The organism is Flavobacterium sp. UBA4854 (assembly GCF_002399805.1).
GTDB lineage: Bacteria > Bacteroidota > Bacteroidia > Flavobacteriales > Flavobacteriaceae > Flavobacterium > Flavobacterium ginsengisoli.
In genome coordinates, this window is the sequence record NZ_DHEI01000039.1 from 11994 (window position 1) to 18920 (window position 6927).

Consider the following 6927-nt stretch of genomic DNA (forward strand, 5'->3'; position numbering starts at 1 on the left):
TGTCTTTTACTCTTGATTTTTTATTGAATAAACAAACTCAAGAAAGCACAACTGTAAATACTGAAGTAATAAAAATGTTTTCAGATCATTTAGGATTATTTTTTATAGGAGATCAAGAATCTGAGAATGTTTGTTTTGCCAACAGCATAGAAGTGAGGCCAGAATACAGGCAAAGTTTCAGATTGATCGATTTACTGGACTATATTTATGCTTTTGCACATTCTTATGTTTTTAAAGAATCTCAAAAAATAATGTTGACATCAGAAACCGATTCTTTTTGGAAACTCGTTAAAATAGGTTCAAGATTAAGAAAAGCACAATTGCCTGATATTTAAATAGTATTGTATTGCTTGTTGCTTTAAAAACAGGTATTTATACTTTAAACGAAGTGTTTTTAATGATGTATTTTGGATGGCACTTAAAAACATAAAACTATGGAACCAGATTCTAATCAACTATTAAATGATTTAACCCTTAAATGTACGGCAGGGGACACTAAAATTGCTACTCCTTCAGGAGAAAGAGCTATCAGTGATTTACAGAGAGGAGACTCAGTTTTGGCATTTTCTGCAAAAGTAGAATCGGGCAGACTTGAACTATCTTCATCAGAAACAAAAGTTACTTTTAGCCAAGGCGCTCAAGCGCGTATTACTGCACTTTATATTATTTTAGGATATAACCAAGAAATTATCTGCACTTTAGACCAACCTTTTTTACTTGCAAATGGCAAATACACTAGAGGTTCAAAATTGAGGCCAGGAACAGAGCTTGTTGATGGGCAAGGAAATCCTGTTGTTGTTAATACTATTTCGATGGGAACTTATCAAGGAATAATTCATAACATTTCTGTTGGAAATTTTGAATTTACCAGCCCTAATGGCCATTTGTTGTTGGCTCAAGGAGTCATAATAGGAGACTTTGCCTTTCAAATGTCTTTTGATTCTCTTCCTGATAATTTAAAAGCATAAAATACAATGATATAAAAAAAGCAGCTCCTGGTACGAGCTGCTTTCTAATTCTTAGGGGGCAAAAAATTAACGACGAAAAGATGGACTCTGGTTAACAGATTCGTCTAACTTTACAGTCTTTACTTTTTTAGCAGCAACTTTAATTTCGTGTTTCGCAACTTTGTCGTTTGCTTTCACTTCAAGAACATAAGTTCCAGCAGGAAAACTTTCTAAACTAATTGTTTTTGAAACCTCTAATTTGTCTGCTGCAGATTCTCCCGCATAAAGTAAGTTGTGATTCTCGTCATAAATAGAGAAAGATGCATTTTCTACAGTGTCTAAAGTAAAGCTAACTACTTTTCCGTTTCCTGTTTTGATATTTAAAATGTAATCACCTTTTCCATCAATGGCATAGGTAAACACAGTCGCTAAAAAAAAGGCAGCAACTAAACCAGCTTTGGTAAATTTTGTCATGTTTTTTTTAAATTGTTAATTACTAAATGTGGAACGCGTAAAACTACAAATACAAATTTAATTTTTAGCAATAAATTGGCATTTTTTAACTGTTAACTTGCTGAATTGAAACTATTTCTGTATTTTGTTTGAACTATGTACGTAATTACTGGGCTCGCGGTTTTTAAAATTTTAATATTTTTTTAAGTGTTTTAAAGTCACTTATTTTATTAATAAGAATACTTTTCTTAAATCATACTGAAATTTATTTTTCATCAATTTTAGAAATAAAAAAAACAGCTCTGTAAGTAAAAATGATATATTAATTTAACGCAAAGTGCGCTAAGATTTTCGCAAAGCACACTAAGTTTTTTTTTGAATAATTTTATAAAATAAAAAAGTTCGCAAAGCTATAAGGATAAAACTTTGTGAACTTTGGGCTTGCAAAATCTTAAACAAAAAATCTTTGTGTGCTTTGCGAAAATCTTTGCGAACTTTGCGATAGAAAAAAATACAATAAGTATAAAGCAAAAAAAAAACAGCTCTGTAACCAACCAAGAGCTGTTTCTTAAACAATAAAAATGTAATTTTTAATTTTTTCTAACCTTATTTTATACCTTTTTTGGAGTATAAAATTAGCGTGCAGCAACACTCGAATTTTTAGCGAAACCAGCTTTGTAAGCATAAGAAACTGCATTTCTAGATAGAGAGGCAGTATCACCAATTGTGATCTCGTATTTCGCTTTTTTTACGCTGTCTTCAACTTCTAAGAAGTAAGTTCCTTCTGGAAATTCTTCTAGACTAAAAGTTCTCAAAATTCCTTCTTTACCTGAAGCAGTTTCAGAGTAAATAAGTGTTCCGTCCTTGTCATAAATTGCTAAGTTGGCTTTCTGTACTTTGTTAAGTGCGAAAGTAATCAGTTTTCCATTAGCTTTCATTACGTGAAGATTAAACTCCGACGTTCCGTCAATTGCGTAAGTGCTAATTCCTGTGAAAAGCAACGCAGCTACTAAACTCATTTTTGCAATCTTTTTCATGGTACTTAGTTTTTAAATTATTAGTTCTAATTCTCTGATGCTAAATTACTTATGTAATACATGAAAATGCGCAACTGTATTTTCCGATTTCTATGCTATATTCTCATTTACGAAACCGTTATAGGTTAAAACATGAATTATTTTTAACTTTTTTGTTAATTAGGTTATTATTTTTCAATGTTTTGCTTGATTTTTAATTTACAATGAGCTAAGAATTTATTTACATATAGAATGGTGTGTTTAACCACAAAGTGCTCAAAGATTTATTCAAAAAGACGCTAAGAATTATTATGTAAAAGGTTTATAAAAACGCAAAGTTCGTAAAGCTTTGTGAAAAAAACTTTGCGAACTTTGCGTAATTCTTTGTGCCTTTGCGGTAAAAAAACTTAGAGCAAAAAAAAACAGCCCAATAACCACAAAGAGCTGTTTTTAAAACTTTTGAAAGTTTTTAAACTTACTAACTATCTAACCTCACTTTTATACTTTATGAAAGCATAAACTTTTTTAGCGTGCTGCCACACTTGTATTTTTAGCAAAACCTGGTTTGTAAACCGAAGAAACTGCGTTTTTAGATAAAACAGTAGAATCATCAGTTATTGTGATTTCGTATTTTGCTTTTTTTGTATTGTCTTCTACTTCTAAGAAGTAAGTTCCTTCTGGAAATTCTTCTAGACTGAAAGTTCTTAAAATTCCATCTTTACCTGAAGCACTTTCAGAATAAATTAGATTTCCTTCTTTGTCATAAATTGCTAAGTTGGCTTTTTGCGTTTGGTTAAGACCAAAAGTGATCGATTTGCCATTAGCTTTAAGTACATGCAAATTAAAATCTGCTACTCCATCAATTGCATATGTGCTAATTCCTGTGAAAAGCAATGCTGCTACTAAACTCAATCTTACAATCTTTTTCATGGTATTTAGTTTTAAATTAATAGTTCTAATTCTCTGATGCTAAATTACTTCAGTTGTAAGTAAAAAAACAATACTATATTCTCCAATTTCGATGCTATATTCTCATTTACGAAACCGTTATAGGTTAAAATTTGAATTATATTTATCGTTTTTGCTAAAACACTTATTATTTTTCAACGTTTTTAATGATTTTAAATTTACATTGCGATAAAGATTTCTTTAAAAAATGTAGGAAGAATAAAGGTGCTATCCCGATAGCTATCGGGACTGAGGTTATAAGTTTTTATTTAGATTGTGTAATGTAACGCAAAGGGCGCAGAGGTTACGCAAAGTTCACAAAGTTTTTTTTATCAAAGATCATGCATATAAATGCAAAATTCGCAAAGCTTTATCCTAATATAGCTTTGCGAACTTTTTTATTTTATAAAATTTACTCAAAAAAACCTTTGCGAACTTTGCGTAAATCTTTGTGAACTTTGCGTTTAAAAAATTTTGCGGCAAAGTTTTATAACTCAAAAAAGTAAAGAGCAAAAAAAAACAGCTCAGTAACCACAAAGAGCTGTTTTTAAAACTTTTGAAAGTTTTTAACTTACTAACTATCTAACCTCACTTTTTATACTGTATTAGAGTATAAAATTTTAAGTGCCGTGAAGAATTGCACTTAACCTTAATATTTTCTTAGTTCAATGAAGTAGTTCCTTTTGAAGACAAAGTAGAACTATTTGCATTTACAGTAATATCGTATTTTACTTTTTTGAAGCTATCAGCAACTTCTAAAATATATTTTCCTTGTGGAAATTCTTCTAAACTGAAAGTTCTTAAGATTCCAGTTTTACCAGAAGCGTTTTCAGTATAGATTAAATTACCATTTGTATCATATATACTAATAACAGCTTTTTGTAATTGATTAATTCCAAAAGCAATTACCTTGCCATTTCCTTTTAATACATGAAGATTTAATGCTTCATTACCATCAATTGCATAAGTACTCATTCCTGTTAGAAGTACTGCACATACTAAACTTAATTTCATAATCTTTTTCATATTCTATAGTATTAAATTTTTTTCGTTCATTTCTCTGATGCAAAGTTATAGCAGCATGTGTGGTATTTTAACATCTATATTTTCCGATTTCTATGCTATATTCTCATTTACGAAACCGTTATATGTTAAAATTTGACTTTAATGTTGTGTTTTTGTTAATTTGATTGTTTTTCTTCAAAATTTTTCAAAACTAAATACTTCATAAAATTTCCGTTTTTCTTACAATTTTTAGCATATCTATATAAAATCAAGTTTTAAATAGGATAAATAAAAAAAAAGTCAGGAAAAAAAATAAGACTCTAAAAAAAAGCCGATTTCGATGTGAAATTTGCAGTGTTAAGAATGTTATTTTAATGTAAAATTCGCATTTACGAAACCGTTGTAGGTTAAAATTTAAATTATTTTAGGTGTTTTTGTTAAATTTGCTATTATTTTTTAAAGAAATTATCATGAAGACTATTGCCCCAGCTCTTGAAGTGATAACTAACTCATACGGAAGTTCTTTTACCTACACTAAACACGCCGAAAAGACCAATAGTAAAGCTCATTTATGGCACTATCATCCAGAAATTGAGTTGGTTTATATAAATGGCGGGGCTGGAAAAAGACAAATAGGAAGCCATGTTTCTTATTATACCAATGGTAGTTTACTTTTAATAGGAGCTAATTTGCCACATTGCGGTTTTACAAATGAACAAACAGGAAATACAACGGAAACCGTAATTCATATAAAACCTGAATTTTTAGGAAGCGATTTTTTTGTGGCTCCTGAAATGAAAAGGGTGCAAAATATTTTGAAACAAGCTAAGGGCGGAATCGCTTTTGGTGGTGAAACAAAAAAACGTATCGGAAGTAAAATTGAAATGATGGAAAATGAACCGCCATTTAAAAGACTTATAACGCTTTTGAGTGTTTTAGACGAATTGGAATCGGCTGAAGAATATACCATCTTAAATGCTGATGGATTTTCGATGGAACTGCAAACGCAAGACAACGATCGTATGAATGTAGTTTTCAATTTTGTGAAAGATCATTTTCAGGAATCTATTTCTATAGATGAGGTTTCGAGTTTGGTAAGTATGACCACACCTTCGTTTTGTCGTTATTTCAAAAAAATTTCGAATAAAACATTTACCGAGTTTGTAAATGAATATCGTTTAGTACACGCTTCTAAGCTTTTGGCAGAGCAGCCTATGAGTATTAACGAAGTTTGTTACGAAAGCGGTTTTAATAATTTCAGTCACTTTAGTAAATCATTTAAACAATACACTGGTAAAAGTGCTTCGCAATACCGACATGAGCATAAGATTATTATTAGTTGATTTTTTTGCCACGAATTACACGAATTGGCCCGAATTAAATTTTATAATTTGTAAAAGAAATTCAAAAACCGATCAGTCAAAAGCTGATCGGTTTTTTTATTTTTTAGGTTTACATACTGTTTTGCATTTTGCCAAGAGAGTATGTAAATTAATTAGTGAAAATTCGTGTAATTCGTGGCATCCAAAACCAGTCGGATTTTTCATATATTTTATTCTGAAAAAAGTTATATTTACAAACCCTAATCAGAAAAAAATATCAAAATGAAGAAACTTAAAATGCTATTGTCTGCATTTTTGCTTTGTCTTACCACCATGACATATGCTGCAAAAGTAGACACACTTCAAGTTGCAAGTACCGCAATGGGTAAAACTTATAAGGCTGCTGTGGTTTTGCCAAATTCTTATGCTAAAAGCAAAACAACTTATCCTGTAATGTATCTTTTGCATGGTGCATACGGACATTTTAGCGATTGGCTTAAAAATACTCCAAACAAAAAATTGGTTCACAATCTGGCAGACCAATACAATATGATTATTGTAATGCCAGAAGGAGAGACGTTTAGTTTTTATATTGATAGTCCTGTAAATAAAGAAAGCCAATTTGAGACTTTTATTACGCAAGAAGTAATTCAGAAAGTAGATAAAACGTACCGTACAATTAGTAATAGAAGCGGAAGAGTAATCACGGGACTTTCTATGGGCGGACATGGGGCTTTATATTTATCTGCTAGACATCCCGATTTGTTTTGTGCGGCAGGAAGTATGAGCGGTGCGGTAGATATGAGTACAATGTTGAATAGAGATTCATCGGCTCAGATTGTAAAATTAATGCAGCCAGTTTTTGGAGACAAAAGCGGAAATACAGAATTGTATGAGCAGAATTCTGTTTTAAGAATGGCTGATAAATTAAAAACAAATAAATTGCCGCTAATAATAGATTGCGGCGTAGACGATTTTTTAATTGAACCAAACCGAGAATTACACAGAAGATTAGTTTACAATAAAGTTGACCACGATTATACCGAAAGGCCAGGAGCACATACTTGGGATTATTGGGAAAATTCGCTTCCGTATCATGTATTGTTTTTCAATAAAATACTGTCTAAGAATCAGGTTACTGCAAAAAAATAAAGGAATTTTAATTTTAAAATAAGCCAAATCATTTTTTTTGGTTTAATTTTTGGAATACCTTTATAGTATAATCCTTAAAAAAAA

At 30.7% G+C, this 6927-nt stretch carries 8 protein-coding genes; 4 read left to right on the forward strand and 4 right to left on the reverse strand.

Annotation, left to right across the window (positions count from 1 at the left end):
* On the forward strand, positions 1-335 hold a 335-nt coding region (locus B3J44_RS05180; RefSeq protein WP_286966420.1), incomplete at its 5' end, for a hypothetical protein.
* Positions 336-434: 99 nt separating this feature from the next.
* A complete protein-coding gene (locus B3J44_RS05185) occupies positions 435-968 on the forward strand; it encodes a Hint domain-containing protein (RefSeq protein WP_286966422.1) in 534 nt (177 codons plus the stop codon).
* A gap of 66 nt (positions 969-1034) precedes the next feature.
* Here the strand turns inward: B3J44_RS05185 and B3J44_RS05190 are convergent, their stop codons facing one another.
* From B3J44_RS05190 to B3J44_RS05205, 4 genes are all read right to left on the reverse strand, one after another.
* Positions 1035-1421, reverse strand: a complete 387-nt coding sequence (locus tag B3J44_RS05190) for a secretion protein (RefSeq protein ID WP_198856960.1) — start codon at positions 1419-1421, stop codon at positions 1035-1037.
* 614 nt (positions 1422-2035) lie between these two features.
* The gene (locus tag B3J44_RS05195; protein ID WP_198856961.1) at positions 2036-2437 is read right to left on the reverse strand and encodes a secretion protein; all 402 of its coding nucleotides are present in this window, start codon (positions 2435-2437) and stop codon (positions 2036-2038) included.
* A gap of 504 nt (positions 2438-2941) precedes the next feature.
* Positions 2942-3346, reverse strand: coding sequence for a T9SS type A sorting domain-containing protein (locus tag B3J44_RS05200; RefSeq protein WP_198856962.1), 405 nt, complete (start codon positions 3344-3346; stop codon positions 2942-2944).
* 678 nt (positions 3347-4024) lie between these two features.
* Complete coding sequence (locus tag B3J44_RS05205; RefSeq protein ID WP_286966424.1) at positions 4025-4390, reverse strand: T9SS type A sorting domain-containing protein; 366 nt, start codon at positions 4388-4390, stop codon at positions 4025-4027.
* Between the two features lie 449 nt (positions 4391-4839).
* Between B3J44_RS05205 and B3J44_RS05210 the strand changes: the two genes are divergently transcribed.
* Both B3J44_RS05210 and B3J44_RS05215 read left to right on the forward strand, forming a co-directional pair.
* The gene (locus B3J44_RS05210) at positions 4840-5712 is read left to right on the forward strand and encodes an AraC family transcriptional regulator (protein WP_286966432.1); all 873 of its coding nucleotides are present in this window, start codon (positions 4840-4842) and stop codon (positions 5710-5712) included.
* Positions 5713-5973: 261 nt separating this feature from the next.
* On the forward strand, positions 5974-6843 hold the full coding sequence (locus tag B3J44_RS05215; protein ID WP_286966434.1) for an alpha/beta hydrolase: 870 nt from the start codon (positions 5974-5976) through the stop codon (positions 6841-6843).
* Positions 6844-6927 lie beyond the last annotated feature (84 nt).